The sequence below is a fragment of the Luteimicrobium album genome (assembly GCF_030161555.1).
Taxonomy (GTDB): Bacteria; Actinomycetota; Actinomycetes; order Actinomycetales; family Cellulomonadaceae; genus Luteimicrobium; species Luteimicrobium album.
Genome location: NZ_BSUK01000001.1, coordinates 1,176,969 through 1,191,167, shown reverse-complemented (window position 1 = coordinate 1,191,167; position 14,199 = coordinate 1,176,969). Strand labels below are relative to the sequence as shown.

The following is a 14,199-nucleotide window of genomic DNA, read 5'->3' as shown; positions in this document are numbered from 1 at the left end:
ACTCCGGCGGTGAGTCTCTCTAGCCTGGTAAACGCTTTCCCCCAGGCTGTGAGCCGCCGACCGACACGACGGAGTGAGATGACCGAGCGAACCCTGACCATCGCCATGAACGGCGTCACCGGCCGGATGGGCTACCGGCAGCACCTCGTGCGCTCGATCCTGGCGATCCGCGACGACGGAGGTGTGAGCCTCCCCGGCGGTGGCCGCGTCCAGGTCGAGCCGATCCTGGTGGGCCGCAACGGGGAGAAGCTGGCCGAGCTGGCCGAGCGCCACGGCGTGGACCGCTGGAGCACGAGCCTCGACGACGTCCTCGGCGACCCCGACGTCGACGTCTACTTCGACGCCCAGGTCACCTCGCGGCGCCACGACGCCCTGACCGCCGCGATCCGCGCGGGCAAGCACGTCTACACCGAGAAGCCCACCGCGGAGACCCTCGAGCAGGCGGTCGACCTGGCGCGGCTGGGCGCGTCGTCGCAGGCGACGTGCGGTGTCGTGCACGACAAGCTGTACCTGCCCGGGCTCGTGAAGCTGCGCGGACTGGTCGACGAGGGGTTCTTCGGTCGCATCCTGTCGCTCCGGGGTGAGTTCGGCTACTGGGTCTTCGAGGAGACCACCAGCCTGCCCAGCGGCCGAGCTGGAACTACCGCGCCGAGGACGGCGGGGGATCACAACCGACATGTTCTGCCACTGGAACTATGTCCTCGAGGGCATCCTGGGGAGCGTGCGGACCGTGACGGCCCGCACCGTCACGCACATCCCGGAGCGCTGGGACGAGGACGGGAAGGCCTACGCGGCGACGGCCGACGACGCCGCGTACGGAATCTTCGACGTCGAGACCCCGAGCGGCGATCCCGCCGTGGCGCAGATCAACTCCTCGTGGGCGGTGCGTGTCTTCCGGGACGAGCTCGTCGAGTTCCAGGTCGACGGGACGCACGGCTCCGCCGTCGCCGGGCTCCGCCGCTGCGTCGCCCAGCAGCGGGCGCACACACCGAAGCCCGTCTGGAACCCCGACCTCCCGGTCACGGAGCCGTTCCGGGACCAGTGGCTCGAGGTGCCGGCCAACGCCGACCTCGACAACGGGTTCAGGCTGCAGTGGGAGGAGTTCCTGAAGGACGTCGTCGCCGGGCGTCCGCACCGGTACGGCTTGCTGTCCGCCGCACGCGGCGTGCAGCTCGCCGAGCTGGGGCTCCGGTCCTCGGCCGAGGGGCGCCGCCTCGACGTGCCGGAGATCGTCCTGTGACCGCGCTCGTGGCGAGCTCATCGTCCGGGGCCCGGGTCAGGCTGCCCCGGTTCGACCACGCGGGCCTGACGATCGGAGTCGAGGAGCGGGACCTCGGCCTGCCGGGGCCGTGGACGCGCCCGACGACGCCGATCCGGTCACGGGCGGCGCTCGCCGCGGCGCACGTCGTGCCGCTGCCGGGCGCCGACAACACCCCGGGTGGGCGTCCGCACGTCGACTGGGACGCGACGCTCGCGTTCCGGCACGAGCTCTGGTCGTACGGGCTGGGCGTCGCCGACGCGATGGACACCGCGCAGCGCGGGATGGGCCTGGACTGGGAGACGACCCGCGAGCTCGTGCGACGGTCCGCCGCCGAGGCCCGGACGGTCGGTGGCCGCATCGCGTGCGGGGCGGGCACCGACCAGCTCGACCTCGCCTCGGTGCCGGAGGGTCGCGCCGGGCTGCAGGCGGTCGTGGACGCCTACCGCGAGCAGGTCGAGACCGTCCAGGCGGCCGGTGCGCAGGTCATCGTCATGGCGTCGCGTGCGCTGGCGCGCGTGGCGTCCGGGCCCGAGGACTACCAGTGGGTCTACGACGCCGTGCTCGCGGAGGTGGCCGAGCCGGCCGTCCTGCACTGGCTCGGAACCATGTTCGACCCGGCGCTGGAGGGCTACTGGGGCACGCACGACGTGCTCGGGGCAACGGACGTCTTCGTCGACCTCGTCCGCAGCCACCAGGACAAGGTCGACGGGGTCAAGGTCTCGCTGCTCGACGCCGACCACGAGGTGGCGCTCCGAGCGCGGCTCGCGGCGCTCGACCCGTCGGACGGGGGACCGGTGCGCCTGTACACCGGCGACGACTTCCACTACCCGGAGCTCGTCGTCGGGGATGCCCGCGGGCACTCGGACGCGCTGCTCGGCATCTTCGCGGTGATCTACCCGGCCGCCTCCACGGCGCTGCAGGCCCTCGACTCCGGCGAGACCGCCCGCGCCTACGAGATCCTCGCGGCGACCCAGGCCCTGGGGCGGCACGTGTTCGCGGCTCCCACCGTGTACTACAAGACCGGCGTCGCGTTCGTGGCATGGCTCAACGGCCACCAGCCCGGGTTCCAGCTGCTCGGCGGGCTCCACGCCGGGCGGTCGCTGCCGCACCTGGTCGAGCTGTTCCGCCTGGCCGACACGGCCGGCCTGCTGGACGATCCCGAGCTCGCGGCCCGCAGGATGGGCGCTCTCCTCGAGGTCGCCGGAGGCAGGCCATGAGCGGCGCGGACCTGAGCAGGCTGTCGCTCAACACGGCGACCGTGAAGCATGCTGACCTGCGCACCGCGGTCGACGCCGCCGCGAGCGCCGGCTACGGCGCCGTCGGGCTCTGGCGCGACCGGGTGCAGGAGGTCGGGGCGGAACGGGCGGCGAGGATCGTCGCGGAGGCGGGTCTGCGGGTCTCGAGCCTGTGCCGAGGGGGCTTCCTGACCGCCGCGGACGACGCGGGGGTCGAGGCCGCACTCGACGACAACCGTCGTGCGATCGACGAGGCCGCCACGGTCGGGACGCGTGAGCTCGTGTTCGTCGTCGGCGGGCTGAGCGGCTCCAGTCCGGGCGGGCCCCCGGGGGCCGCGACCGATCGGGACCTTGTCGCGACGCGCTCCCGGGTGGCCGACCGCCTCGCCGAGCTCGCCCCCTTCGCCGAGGCCCGCGGCGTGCGGATCGCCCTCGAGCCGCTGCACCCGGTGTTCGCCGCTGACCGCGCCGTGATCTCCACGCTGGCCCAGGCGCTCGACCTTGCCGCTCCCTTCGCGCCCGGCGCGGTCGGCGTCGTCGTGGACACGTACCACGTGTGGTGGGACCCCGAGCTTCGCGCGGGTGTCGCGCGAGCGGGGCGCGAGGGCCGTCTCGCGTGCTACCAGGTCTGCGACTGGATCCTGCCCCTGGCCTCGGACGCGCTCCTGTCCCGCGGGCACGTCGGCGACGGCTACGTCGACTTCGCGGCCGTGACCACGTGGGTCGCGGATGCCGGCTATCGCGGTGACGTCGAGGTGGAGATCTTCAACGAGACCGTGTGGGACGCGCCCGTGGCAGCCACGGTCGCCACGGTCGCCGAGCGTTGGGAGCGACACGTCGCACCGCATCTCGCACCGTCACCGGGAGCGGGAATGCGCTTGCTTGACGCTCCAGGGGAGCGCCCGTAGTGTCCGCGACAGGTCAGGTGCGCCCCGCGAGCGCGCGCACCGTCGACAAGGAGGCACCGATGCCCAGACCGAACCGGATCCCCGACGGAGAGCTGCACGTCGACGGCAGGTGGATCGGGGTGGACGAGCGCACGACGTTCGACGTCGAGGACCCCGCCCGCCGCAGCGTCGTCGGCCGGGTGCCCGTCGCGACCGACGACGACGTGGACGCCGCGCTCGAAGCGGCGGACCGGGCGTGGGTCCCGTGGCGCGAGACGAGCCCGCACCGCCGGGCCGAGATCGTGATGGGTGCCGCGCAGCTCCTGCGCGAGCGTGCGGAGCCGATCGCCCGGGCCATGACCCTCGAGAACGGCAAGCCCTACGGCGACTCGCTCGACGAGGTCGCCTACACCGCCGACATCATGGACTCGATGGCGACGGACGGCACGCGCACCTACGGCAGGGTGCTGCCGGGCTCCGCGGACGGCCGCATGATGGTCCTGCGTGAGCCGGTCGGCCCCGTCGCGGCGTTCACGACCTGGAACTACCCGCTGACGGTCCCGGGTCGAAAGCTGGCCGCAGCGCTCTCCGCCGGCTGCACGGTCGTGCTCAAACCGGCCGAGGAGACTCCCGCGTCGGCGGTGTTCCTCGCGCACGCGCTCGAGGACGCCGGCCTGCCGGCGGGCGTCGTCAACGTCCTGTTCGGCGACCCCGAACGGATCTCGGCGCGCTTGATCGCGTCACCCGTGATCCGCAAGGTGTCGTTCACCGGGTCGACTGCGGTCGGCCAGCACCTCGCGCGCCAGTCGGGCGCTCTGGCCAAGCCGACGATGCTCGAGCTCGGCGGGCACGCGCCCGTCCTCGTCTTCGCCGACACCGACCCCGAGGCGGTCGCGGCACAGGCGCTCGGTGCCAAGACGCACAACACCGGCCAGTCCTGCGGGTCGCCGATCCGGTTCTTCGTCCAAGAGGCCGTCTACGACCGGTTCGTGGCGCGGTTCGCCGAGCTGCTCGACGCGGTCGAGGTCGGGGACGGCTTCGACGCGGTGGACATGGGGCCGCTCGCGAACGCGCGACGGTTCGAGGCGATGGCGCCCTACGTCGACGACGCGCTCGCCCGGGGTGCGCGGCTCGCGGCGGGCGGGACGGGGACGACGCCGTCGGCTACTTCTGGCGTCCGACGCTGCTCGCGGACGTGCCCGACGACGCGCTGGTCATGCGTCAGGAGCCGTTCGGCCCGATCGCCGCCGTGACGCGATTCCGGGACGAGGACGAGGTCGTCGCGAGGGCGAACTCCGTGCCGTTCGGGCTCGGGGCCTACCTGTTCACCGGGTCGGCCGACCGCGCGCTGCGCGTCCCGCCGCGGCTCGACGTGGGCATGGTCAGCGTCAACCGCTTCGGGGTCGGCGCACGGGACACCTTCTTCGGAGGACGCAAGGCGAGCGGCTACGGCTCGGAGGGCGGGCCGGAGGCCCTGGACGAGTACCTCGTCAGCAAGCTCGTCGCACAGGCCTGACCGCGCTCAGCCGAGCAGCGGGGTCGAGTCCCGGAGCACGACCGTCGCGGGGACCAGTGCAGGAGCGTCGCGTCGTCCGGTGACGACGTCGACGACGAGTGCCCCGACCTCGGCCAGGGGGATCCGGACGGTCGTGAGGCCCGGCGTGACGTCGCGGAGGCTGCGGATGTCGTCGAACCCGGCGACGGCGACGTCCCGCGGGACCTGCATCCCGCGCCCACGCAGGCCGGCGATCGCACCGAGCGCCATCTCGTCGTTGAGCGCGAAGATCGCCTCGGTACGCTCGAGGACGGCGTCGTCGAGCTCGCTCACCGCGCGGCGTGCACCCTCCCAGCTGAAGTCGCACGCGACCACAGCCTCCTCGGGCAGGTCGATGCCGCGCTCCGCGAGCCCCGAGCGGAAGCCCTCGATGCGGTCGTGCATGGTGACGAGCCTGCGGTCGCCCGCCAGCACGAGGAACCGCCGGTAGCCGAGCCGGGCGAGCGCACCGCCGAGCTTGCGGGCGCCTCCGACGTTGTCGAGGTCGAGATGGTCGAAGGGCAGCTGCGTCCTGCTGACGATCACCACCTTGCCCCCACCCCGCTCGTACGCGCGCAGCTCTTCGGCGAGCCGGTCGGCGCCCTCGGGCGTCTGGAACCCGGTCTCGGCCATGACGATGGCTCGGGCCCGTTGCGCCCGCAGCGCCCGGACGAGCTCGATCTCGCGCTCCATCCGCCGCTCGCCGACGGCGATCGTCACGTCGAGGCCCGCGCGCTCGGCGTTGGCCATCACCGCGGCCGCCATCGACGAGAAGTAGTCGGTGGCGATGTCGCTCACGAGCAGCGCGACCGTGGTCGTCGTCCCGCGCGCGACCGCCTGGGCCTGGACGTTGGTCGCGTAGCCGAGCTCCTCCGCGGCGGCGAGGACGCTCTGCGTCAGGGCGGGGCTCACGGACCTCGCGCTGCCGTTGACGACGCGGGACGCGGTCGCCTGCGACACGCCCGCGGAGCGGGCGACGTCCGCCAGCGTCACGGGCCTGAAGCGGGCCTGCTCGGCGCTCGGCACTCGGGTCCCCTCCCTCCGATCCGGTCACACTCTAGCGGCGCCCGAGCGGCCGGGCGCGGGGCTGTGTCGTCAGGCGTCGACGGGGTCCTGCCACGTGGACGCGTCGAGCGATACGGCACGCACTGCGTCCCAGACCTCGTCGGGAATCTCGATCTCGTCGAGCTCGATCGACGCCTCCAGGTCGCCGACCGTACGCATCCCGACGATCGTCGAGGTGATGCGTGGGTCGCGCGTCGAGAACTGCAGCGCGGCCGCGGCGAGCGGGATCCCGGCGTCGGCGCAGATCCGCCCGATCTCGTTGGCGGCGGCGACGAGGGCGGGCGCGCCGTCGCCGTAGGCGTAGCGACCGGGCTCGACCGGCCACCGGGTGAGCATGCCGCCGCCGTAGGGCGCCGCGTTGAGGACCCCGAGGCCCCGCTCGGACGCAAGCGTCAGCAGGTGGTCCGCGCTGCGGTCGACGAGCGTGTGCCGGTTGTGCGTGATGAGGAGCTCGAACTGCCCGCTCTCGACGAAGCGCTCGAGCAGGTCGGTCGGCCCGCCGGAGATCCCGAGGTGCCCGATAGTGCCTTCGTGCCTCGCCTGGACCAGCGCCGCGACCGGGCCGTCGGCGGCCATGGCCTCCTCCCACGTCGTGTTCTCGGGGTCGTGCAGGAAGACGATCGGGAGGTGGTCGAGCCCCAGCCTTTCCATGCTCTCCTCGAGCGACCGGCGCATCCGTGCGCCGGAGAAGTCGCCCGTGGCGGTGTCCCGGTCCGCCTTCGTCTGCAGGACGAAGCCGGGCGGCAGTCCGCCCGCGGCCCGGATGGCGGCGCCGATGCGTCGCTCGCTCTCGCCGTCGCCGTAGTTGTTCGCGGTGTCGAGGTAGCGCACGCGATCGCTACCGAGCAGCGCCCGCGCGAGCGGCGCCGTCTCGTCCTCGCCGACGCTGCCCCACGGATGGTCCTCGTCCCGCCACGCGGCAGCACCCGCGCACAGCCGCGTGACCTCGATGCCCGTACCGCCGAGCGGTCGCAACTCCGTCATCTTCCACCTCCGACATCGCCGTGTGCGCAGTCCGCCGCCATCGCCGACGTGCGGAATGCGGTTGCCATCTGAGAACGGTGATCGCGACGGGGGCATGAGGCCACTATTTCTCGTGCCTCGTTGCGGTCGATCGTGGTCCTTGACACGTTCTCAGGCGTCAGCATAGCCTGAAGTTGGAAAGCGCATTCCACCCTGGTGTCACGTTGCAGCCTCCCGCGGACGAGCGTTCCTCCGCGCCACCCACCATCGAAGGAGATGTCCACGGTGAAGAAGTTCCTGCGCGTACCGGTGATCCCGTTGGGGCTCGCCGTCGCCGTCGCGGGTGGGCTCACGGCCTGCTCGTCGTCCGGTTCCTCCGACTCGTCGTCGGGCCCGTCGGGCGCGTCGTCCTCCTCGGGGTCCGGGTCGGACGCGGTCGTCCACCTCACGTTCGTGAACTGGGACAACGGCATGGACAAGGTCGTCGCGGCCTGGAACCAGGCCAACCCGAAGATCCAGGTCAAGCTCATCAAGCCGTCGGGCACGGGCTACACCCTCTACAACAAGCTCATCACCGACACCAAGGCGGGCACCAACCCCGACATCGCCGAGATCGAGTACCCCGCGATCCCGCTCATGGTGGCGAACAAGGTGATCGTGCCTGTCGACGACTACATCTCGTCGCTCGACAACTACAGCGCCAACGTCCTCAGTCGCGTCCAGTTCGAGGGAAGACCTACGGGGTCCCGCAGAACATCTGCCCGCTGGTGTTCTTCTACCGCAAGGACGTCTTCGACGGGCTCGGCCTCAAGGCGCCGACCACCTGGGACGAGTTTGCGCAGGACGCCGCGATCATCCACAAGGCCAACCCGAAGCAGTACATCAGCAACTTCGACGCCAACAGCCCCGAGTGGTTCGCCGGGCTCTCCGAGCAGGCCGGCGGGAACTGGTGGAGCGCGAGCGGGGACACCTGGTCGGTCAACATCGACGACGCCGCGACCCAGAAGGTCGCGAGCTACTGGCAGGGACTCGTCGACAAGGGTCTCGTCGCACCGGGGCCGAGCTGGTCGACCCAGTGGAACACCGACATGAACAAGGGCAACATCGTCGGCTGGATCTCCGGGCAGTGGGCACCCAACCAGTTCCCGTCGATCGCCCCTGACACCGCCGGCAAGTGGGCAGCCGCCCCCGTGCCCGCCTGGACCGCGGGCGACAAGACGATCGGCACCTGGGGCGGTGAGGTCGAGGCCGTCACAGCGAACTCCAAGCACCCCGCTGAGGCCGCCAAGTTCGTCGACTGGATGAACAACAGCGAGGAAGGCCTCAACCTGCTCATCAAGAACGTGCAGGTCTTCCCGGCCGCGCAGAAGTTCCAGTCGCTCCCCGCGCTCAAGACGCCGCCGCCCTTCATGAGCACGCAGCCCGACTACAACGCGCTCATGGCCGAGCTCGCGGCCAACGTCCGCGGGTTCGACATCTGGGGCCCGAACGCCAACGTCACGTTCAACACCTACTCCGACGCCTTCGGCAAGGCCGTCCAGAACCACACCTCGTTCCTGGACGCGTTGAAGACCGTGCAGGAGACGACGGTGAGCGACATGAAGAAGGCCGGGTTCAAGGTCAGCTGACCCGACCCGACCCGACCGCGGCAGCGGAGGCGGGGTGCGGCCCGATCGCCCGCCCACCCCGCCTCCTCCACGACCGAAGGACCTCGATGACCACCTTGACCGCGCCGTCGGCGGGCACGCCCACCCGCCCACGGGCCCGCCGCAGGCGCACGGCGCTCCCCGTCGTGCTCGTCGCGCCCGCCGTCCTGCTTCTCCTTCTCTTCACCTTCGCGCCCGCCGTCTACGCGTTCGTGCTCAGCCTGCTGAAGGTCCACGTGTCGGGTGGGCTCCTCGGGACGACGACCGAGCGCGTCTTCGCCGGCGCGCAGAACTACACCTCGACCCTGGCCGACGCGGAGTTCTGGTCCAGCCTCGGCCGCATGCTGATCGTCGCGGCGATCGGCGTGCCGTCCGTGCTCTTCCTCGCGACGCTGTTTGCGCTCTGCCTGGACGCCGACCGTGCCCGCATGACCGGGTTCAGCCGGCTCGCGATCTTCCTTCCCTACGCCGTCCCGGGTGTCATCGCGTCGCTGCTCTGGGGCTTCCTCTACCTGCCGGCGACCAGCCCGATCGGCGGCGACGTCGTCGACTACTTCGGCAGCACGACGATCTTCTTCGCCGTCGCCAACGTCGCGGCCTGGGGGTCATCGGCTTCAACATGGTGGTGCTCTACACCGCCCTCCGTTCCGTGCCTCGCGAGGTGCTCGAGGCCGCACAGATCGACGGCGCGAGCGAGCTGCAGGTCGCCGTGCGGATCAAGCTGCCCATGATCGCGCCGGCGCTCGCCATGGTCGCGCTGTTCAGCGTGATCGGCGCGCTGCAGCTGTTCAACGAGCCGACCACGCTCAAGCCGCTGACCAACGCGATCAGCTCGACCTGGGTCCCGCTCATGCGGGTCTACTCGGACGCGTTCGTCAACAACGACATCTACGGCGGCGCGGCGAGCGCGTTCATCCTCCTCGTGATGACCGTCGGCGCCACGGTAGCCGTCCGGGTCGTCGGCAACCGGCTGAGCCGACGGAGCGCCCGATGAGCGCCCTGGCCGACACCCTCGTCCGCACGGGCACCGCGCCGACGGAGCCCAGCACGGCACCACGGCGGAAGGTCCGCCTGATCCCCACGCTGATCCTCCTCGCGGGTGCCGTGTACTGCGTCGTGCCCGTCCTGTGGATCGTGATCGCGTCCACCAAGTCCAACGGCGAGCTCTTCTCCACACCCCCGCTCGTCCCCTCGTTCACGGGGTCGTTCTGGGACAACATGAGGGGGTCCTCAGCTACGACCACGGGATCTGGCTCCGCTGGGCGGGAAACACGGTCGTCTACGCGGTCGGGGGCGGCGTCCTGTCCACGATCGTCGCCGCGTGCGCGGGCTATGCGCTCGGCAAGTACAGGTTCCGCGGCAGCACGCTGGTCTTCCGGACGATCCTGGCTGCGGTCCTGCTGCCGCCCGTGCTGCTGGCCGTCCCGCAGTACCTGCTGCTCGCGCCCCTGGGCATGACCAACACGTACTGGAGTGTGCTTCTCCCGCAGCTGGCCAACCCGTTCACGATCTACCTCTGCAAGATCTACGCGGAGGCGTCCGTGGCAGACGAGCTGATGGAGGCCGCACGTATCGACGGCGCCTCCGAGTGGCGGATCTTCCACGCGATCGGGCTGCGGCTCATGCTGCCTGCGCTCGTCACCGTGTTCCTCATCCAGTTCATCGGTGTCTGGAACAACTTCCTGCTGCCGTTCGTGATGCTCAGCGACAACCGGCTCTACCCGCTCACGCTGGGCATGTACGGCATGATCATGCCGACCGGCGGCCAGCCGAACCAGTTCTCGCTCGTGATCGCCGGAGTGTTCCTCTCGATCCTGCCGCTCGCGGTGCTGTTCCTGTCGCTCCAGCGGTTCTGGCGGATCGACCTGCTCTCAGGCGGCGTCAAGCTCTAGTCGTCGGAAGGCGCGCCAGAGTCCGGTCCGGCATCCGTCGAACCGGACGGGAGGGCGCAGACCCCGTCGACGCACACGCCCGCGTCGTCGTCACCGGCCACGACGAGGAACGGGGTGTCGCCCGCTGCTGCGCCGGCCACCTGGGCCAGACCGGGGAACGCCGCGGCGGCGAGGTCCACGCCCGGGGAGGGGACGTCGTCGGGCGCGGGAGCGCCGGGGGAGACGGGCTGCTCAGGCATCCGCGGTCTCCGGCTCGCGCTCGGCGACCACGCGCTCCAGGACGGTCGAGAGCGTCTCGGGCGACTGCGCGCCGGACACGCCGTACTTGCCGTCGAGGACGAAGAACGGGACTCCGTTGATGCCGAGGGCGCGGGCCTGGGCGATGTCGGCGGCGACGTCGTCGGCGTAACGGTGGTCCGTGAGCGCCGCGCGGGTCTCGTCCGCGTCGAGGCCGACCTCGGTCGCGAGGGCCACGAGGTCCTCGACGTGCCCGACGTGCTTCGACTCCGTGAAGTACGCGCGCAGGAGGCGCTCCTTCATCTCGTACTGGAGCCCGTGCGCCTTGGCGTGGTGCAGGAGCTCATGCGCGAGCAGGGTCTTCGTGTGCTTGAGCGAGTCGAAGTGGTACTCGAGCCCCTCGGCGGCGGCGAGCTGCGTCATCTGGCCGAGCATCTGCTCGACCTGCGCGGGCGCCATGCCCTTGTGGTGCGCCAGGAACTCGATCTCCGAGCCCTCGAAGTCGACGGGCGTGTCGGGGGACAGCTCGAACGAGTGGTACTCGATCTCCACGACCGGCGCCCCGGGCTGGGCGAGCGCGGTCTCGAGGCGGCGCTTGCCGATGTAGCACCAGGGGCAGGCGACGTCCGACCAGATGTCGATCTTCACGGGAGTCGCGGGGGCGGACGCTGCTTCACTCATGCTCAGGGCAACCGTGATCCCGCGCGCGTCATTCCCCCACACGGGTGTTCGCAGGTCCGAAAGCCTGCGGGCGTCCGGGTCGGCACACTGGAGCGGTGACCTCCGCCACCACGCCGAGCCCCGGGGCAGCCGCCCCGCCCGACGCGCGCACCCTCCGCCGCTGGCGCCGCTACCTCGCCGACGAGCGCGCCGAGGCCGCCGTCTACCGCGACCTGGCGAGCCGCCGCGACGGCGAGGAGCGGGCCATCCTGCTCGCGCTCGCCGACGCCGAGGGCCGCCACGAGCAGCACTGGCTCGACCTCCTCGGAGACCAGGCCGGTCCGCCGCTGCGCGGTGACTGGCGCACCCGGTTCCTCGGCGTGCTGGCCCGCCGGTTCGGCGGCGTGTTCGTCCTCGCGCTCGCCCAGCGGGCCGAGACCCGGTCCGAGTACGCCGAGGACGCCGACGCGACCCCCACCATGGCCGCCGACGAGCAGATCCACGCCGAGGTCGTGCGGGCGCTCGCGGCGCGCGGCCGGGTGCGGCTCTCCGGGTCGTTCCGTGCCGCCGTCTTCGGGGCGAACGACGGACTGGTCTCCAACCTGGCGCTCGTGCTCGGCGTCGGGGCGAGCGGGGTCGCGGCGAACGTCGTCCTGCTGACCGGGCTGTCGGGGCTCCTCGCCGGCGCGCTGTCGATGGGGGCCGGCGAGTTCGTGTCGGTCCGGTCGCAGCGCGAGCTGCTCGAGGCCTCCAACCCCAGCCCCGAGGCCGTCCATGCGCTCCCGCACCTCGACGTCGACGCCAACGAGCTCGCGCTCGTCTACCGGGCGCGGGGCATGACGGTCGACGAGGCGCAGAGCCACGCCGACGACGTCCTGCGGACCCTCACCGCCGCGACCGTGATCGCGCCGCCCGGCTCGACCCCGGCGCCGACGTCGCCCCGGAGGACGACGAGTTCGAGACCCACGGCACCGCCTGGGGCGCCGCGTGGTCGAGCTTCTGCTTCTTCGCGTCCGGCGCGATCATCCCCGTGCTGCCGTATCTCCTCGGGCTCACGGGGATCGGTGCGGTGGCGGTCGCCGCGGCGCTCGTCGGGATCGCGCTGCTCGGGACCGGCGCGGTCGTCGGGCTGCTGTCCGGGACGTCGCCGGTGACGCGCGGGCTGCGGCAGCTCGCCATCGGGTTCGGTGCCGCGGCGGTCACGTACGTGCTCGGGCTGGCGTTCGGGGGCGTCGTCGGCTGACGCCGTCGACCCGACGCCGAGCAAGAGGGTTTCGCGCCGAGCAAGAGGGAGAGGTCCGCTTGTTCGACGCGAAACTCTCTTGCTCGGCGGACCCGGGCGCCTCGGTCTCGGTGGGCGGGCGCGGTCGTCGGAACGATTCGACGCTCCCGTAGACTCCGACGAGTGCCCCGCCTGCTCGCCGACCTGACGCCCCTGCGCGTCAGCCCGGCGTACCGACGGCTCTGGCTCGGGCTCGGAGTCTCCAACCTCGGCAGCCAGCTCACCGTCGTCGCCGTAGGCCTCCAGGTCTACGCGATCACGGGCTCGACGTTCGCCGTCGGGGTGCTCGGCATGTTCGCCCTCGTCCCGCTCGTGCTGCTCGGCCTGTACGGCGGCGCGCTCGTGGACGCGTTCGACCGACGCAAGGTCGCGCTGCTCGCGTCCGCCGCGCTCTGGGTCATCACCGGCCTGATCTTCCTGCAGGCTGCGCTCGGGCTCGACAACGTCTGGGTGCTGTACGTCCTGATCGCCGTGCAGTCCGCGGCGTTCGCGATCAACAACCCGGCGCGCACCGCGATCATCCCGCGGCTCGTGCCGGCCCGGCTCCTCGCCCCCGCGAACGCGCTGCAGACGCTCTCCATGTCGATCGCGCTCACCGTCGGCCCGCTCGCGGGCGCGTTCCTCGTCGCGGCCAGCGGGTTCGCCAGCGCGTACGCGATCGACTTCGTGCTCTTCACGTTCGCCCTGTGGGCGCTGTGGCGCCTCCCCCGTTGCCCCCGCTCGAGACGACCGCCGACGCCGCCGTCACCCCGGAGGTCGAGCGCGAGCTGCACGACGGCGCGGGCGGCGCCCCGAGCGAGGCCGACAGCCCGGTCGTCGTGCCGCCGCGGCGGACGGTGGTCGGTCTCGGTTCGGTGCTCGAGGGCCTGCGCTACCTCGGGACGCGCCCCAACGTCCGCATGACGTTCCTCCTCGACCTCGCCGCGATGATCCTCGCGATGCCGCGTGTCGTCTGGCCCGCGGTCGGCGTCTGGTACCTGGGCGGCGGCTCGACGACGACCGGCTGGCTCAACGCGGCCTTCGCGATCGGGTCCGTGCTCGCGAGCCTGCTGTCGGGCGGCTTCGCGCACGTGCACAAGCAGGGCCGCGCCGTCGTGCTCGCGGTGTGGTCGTTCTCCGCGTCGACGCTGCTGTTCGGCGTCGTGCTCGTCCTCACGGGCCGGGACCGGCCCGACCACGTGCTGGTGTGGGCACTCGTCCTGGCCGGGGTCGCGCTGGCGCTCGCCGGCGCGTCCGACGGCGTGAGCGCGATCTTCCGCCAGACCATCCTCCAGACGGCGACCCCGGACGACATGCGCGGCCGCCTCCAGGGCGTGTTCATCGTCGTGGTCGCGGGTGGCCCGCGCCTCGGCGACGTCGTCGTGGGGGCCGGGGCGACCGGGCTTGGGGAGGCGTGGGCCGTCGTCGTCGGATCGATCGCGTGCGCGGTCGTGGTGGCGCTGCTGGTGCGCTGGAGCCCGCGCTTCCTCGCGTACGACGCGCGGCACCCGGAGGCCTGAGGTCGGCTCGTCCGGTCCGGCGCCCGGCGCTCCTGGCG

The 14,199-nt window shown here is 71.9% G+C and carries 13 protein-coding genes and 4 pseudogenes; 12 read left to right on the top strand and 5 right to left on the bottom strand.

Annotation, left to right across the window (positions count from 1 at the left end; all coding sequences use genetic code 11):
- Positions 1-78 precede the first annotated feature (78 nt).
- The 4 genes and pseudogenes from QQK45_RS06105 to QQK45_RS06090 all read left to right on the top strand — a co-directional run bounded on the left by QQK45_RS06105 (position 79) and on the right by QQK45_RS06090 (position 4,899).
- Positions 79-1,240: pseudogene (locus tag QQK45_RS06105) on the top strand (Gfo/Idh/MocA family protein).
- A 41-nt stretch (positions 1,241-1,281) separates the two neighbouring features.
- Positions 1,282-2,478 (top strand): dihydrodipicolinate synthase family protein, encoded by a 1,197-nt coding sequence (locus QQK45_RS06100; protein WP_431310322.1) that lies wholly within the window; start codon positions 1,282-1,284, stop codon positions 2,476-2,478.
- On the top strand, positions 2,475-3,404 hold the full coding sequence (locus tag QQK45_RS06095; RefSeq protein WP_284292499.1) for a sugar phosphate isomerase/epimerase family protein: 930 nt from the start codon (positions 2,475-2,477) through the stop codon (positions 3,402-3,404). The genes QQK45_RS06100 and QQK45_RS06095 overlap by 4 nt, the downstream gene beginning before the upstream one ends.
- Before the next feature lie 59 nt (positions 3,405-3,463).
- A pseudogene (locus tag QQK45_RS06090) lies at positions 3,464-4,899 on the top strand (NAD-dependent succinate-semialdehyde dehydrogenase).
- Between the two features lie 6 nt (positions 4,900-4,905).
- Here QQK45_RS06090 and QQK45_RS06080 read toward each other — a convergent pair.
- The 3 genes from QQK45_RS06080 to QQK45_RS06070 form a co-directional block, all read right to left on the bottom strand.
- The gene (locus QQK45_RS06080; RefSeq protein ID WP_284292496.1) at positions 4,906-5,910 is read right to left on the bottom strand and encodes a LacI family DNA-binding transcriptional regulator; all 1,005 of its coding nucleotides are present in this window, start codon (positions 5,908-5,910) and stop codon (positions 4,906-4,908) included.
- Between the two features lie 102 nt (positions 5,911-6,012).
- A complete protein-coding gene (locus tag QQK45_RS06075; RefSeq protein WP_284292495.1) occupies positions 6,013-6,966 on the bottom strand; it encodes an aldo/keto reductase in 954 nt (317 codons plus the stop codon).
- Positions 6,963-7,490, bottom strand: coding sequence for a hypothetical protein (locus QQK45_RS06070; protein WP_284295148.1), 528 nt, complete (start codon positions 7,488-7,490; stop codon positions 6,963-6,965). The genes QQK45_RS06075 and QQK45_RS06070 overlap by 4 nt, the downstream gene beginning before the upstream one ends.
- Here QQK45_RS06070 and QQK45_RS06065 point away from each other — a divergent pair.
- The 5 genes and pseudogenes from QQK45_RS06065 to QQK45_RS06045 all read left to right on the top strand — a co-directional run.
- A pseudogene (locus tag QQK45_RS06065) lies at positions 7,417-7,569 on the top strand (sugar ABC transporter substrate-binding protein); the annotation flags it as partial. The gene QQK45_RS06070 and the pseudogene QQK45_RS06065 overlap by 74 nt on opposite strands.
- A 143-nt stretch (positions 7,570-7,712) precedes the next feature.
- Positions 7,713-8,573: an extracellular solute-binding protein gene (locus QQK45_RS06060; protein ID WP_284292494.1), complete on the top strand. Its 861-nt coding sequence runs from the start codon at positions 7,713-7,715 to the stop codon at positions 8,571-8,573.
- An 86-nt stretch (positions 8,574-8,659) separates the two neighbouring features.
- Positions 8,660-9,322 carry a carbohydrate ABC transporter permease gene (locus QQK45_RS06055; RefSeq protein ID WP_284292493.1) on the top strand — a complete coding sequence of 221 codons (663 nt, stop codon included), beginning with the start codon at positions 8,660-8,662 and terminating at the stop codon, positions 9,320-9,322.
- Positions 9,211-9,585, top strand: coding sequence for a carbohydrate ABC transporter permease (locus QQK45_RS06050; protein WP_284292491.1), 375 nt, complete (start codon positions 9,211-9,213; stop codon positions 9,583-9,585). The genes QQK45_RS06055 and QQK45_RS06050 overlap by 112 nt, the downstream gene beginning before the upstream one ends.
- A 133-nt stretch (positions 9,586-9,718) precedes the next feature.
- A complete protein-coding gene (locus tag QQK45_RS06045) occupies positions 9,719-10,483 on the top strand; it encodes a carbohydrate ABC transporter permease (protein ID WP_284292490.1) in 765 nt (254 codons plus the stop codon).
- On the opposite strand, the gene QQK45_RS06040 is transcribed toward QQK45_RS06045, so the two are convergent.
- Entirely contained in the window at positions 10,480-10,722 is a 243-nt protein-coding gene (locus tag QQK45_RS06040) for a hypothetical protein (protein WP_284292489.1), read from the bottom strand. The genes QQK45_RS06045 and QQK45_RS06040 overlap by 4 nt on opposite strands.
- A complete protein-coding gene (locus QQK45_RS06035) occupies positions 10,715-11,401 on the bottom strand; it encodes a DsbA family oxidoreductase (protein ID WP_284292488.1) in 687 nt (228 codons plus the stop codon). The genes QQK45_RS06040 and QQK45_RS06035 overlap by 8 nt, the downstream gene beginning before the upstream one ends.
- A 95-nt stretch (positions 11,402-11,496) precedes the next feature.
- Here QQK45_RS06035 and QQK45_RS06030 point away from each other — a divergent pair.
- The 3 genes and pseudogenes from QQK45_RS06030 (at position 11,497) to QQK45_RS22990 (ending at position 14,161) form a co-directional block, all read left to right on the top strand.
- A pseudogene (locus tag QQK45_RS06030) lies at positions 11,497-12,623 on the top strand (VIT1/CCC1 transporter family protein).
- A gap of 162 nt (positions 12,624-12,785) precedes the next feature.
- Positions 12,786-13,565, top strand: coding sequence for an MFS transporter (locus QQK45_RS22995; RefSeq protein ID WP_431310237.1), 780 nt, complete (start codon positions 12,786-12,788; stop codon positions 13,563-13,565).
- Positions 13,562-14,161 carry an MFS transporter gene (locus tag QQK45_RS22990; RefSeq protein WP_431310236.1) on the top strand — a complete coding sequence of 200 codons (600 nt, stop codon included), beginning with the start codon at positions 13,562-13,564 and terminating at the stop codon, positions 14,159-14,161. Before QQK45_RS22995 ends, QQK45_RS22990 begins: the two co-directional genes overlap by 4 nt.
- The last annotated feature ends 38 nt before the right edge of the window (positions 14,162-14,199 follow it).

Bases quoted from the DNA above. Each gene is read 5' to 3' on its own strand.
- QQK45_RS06055 (WP_284292493.1), top strand. From the start codon at position 8,660: ATGACCACCTTGACCGCGCCGTCGGCGGGCACGCCCACCCGCCCACGG.
- QQK45_RS22990 (WP_431310236.1), top strand. From the start codon at position 13,562: ATGACGTTCCTCCTCGACCTCGCCGCGATGATCCTCGCGATGCCGCGT.
- QQK45_RS06075 (WP_284292495.1), bottom strand. From the start codon at position 6,966: ATGACGGAGTTGCGACCGCTCGGCGGTACGGGCATCGAGGTCACGCGG.
- QQK45_RS06035 (WP_284292488.1), bottom strand. From the start codon at position 11,401: ATGAGTGAAGCAGCGTCCGCCCCCGCGACTCCCGTGAAGATCGACATC.
- QQK45_RS06040 (WP_284292489.1), bottom strand. From the start codon at position 10,722: ATGCCTGAGCAGCCCGTCTCCCCCGGCGCTCCCGCGCCCGACGACGTC.
- QQK45_RS06050 (WP_284292491.1), top strand. From the start codon at position 9,211: ATGGTGGTGCTCTACACCGCCCTCCGTTCCGTGCCTCGCGAGGTGCTC.
- QQK45_RS06095 (WP_284292499.1), top strand. From the start codon at position 2,475: ATGAGCGGCGCGGACCTGAGCAGGCTGTCGCTCAACACGGCGACCGTG.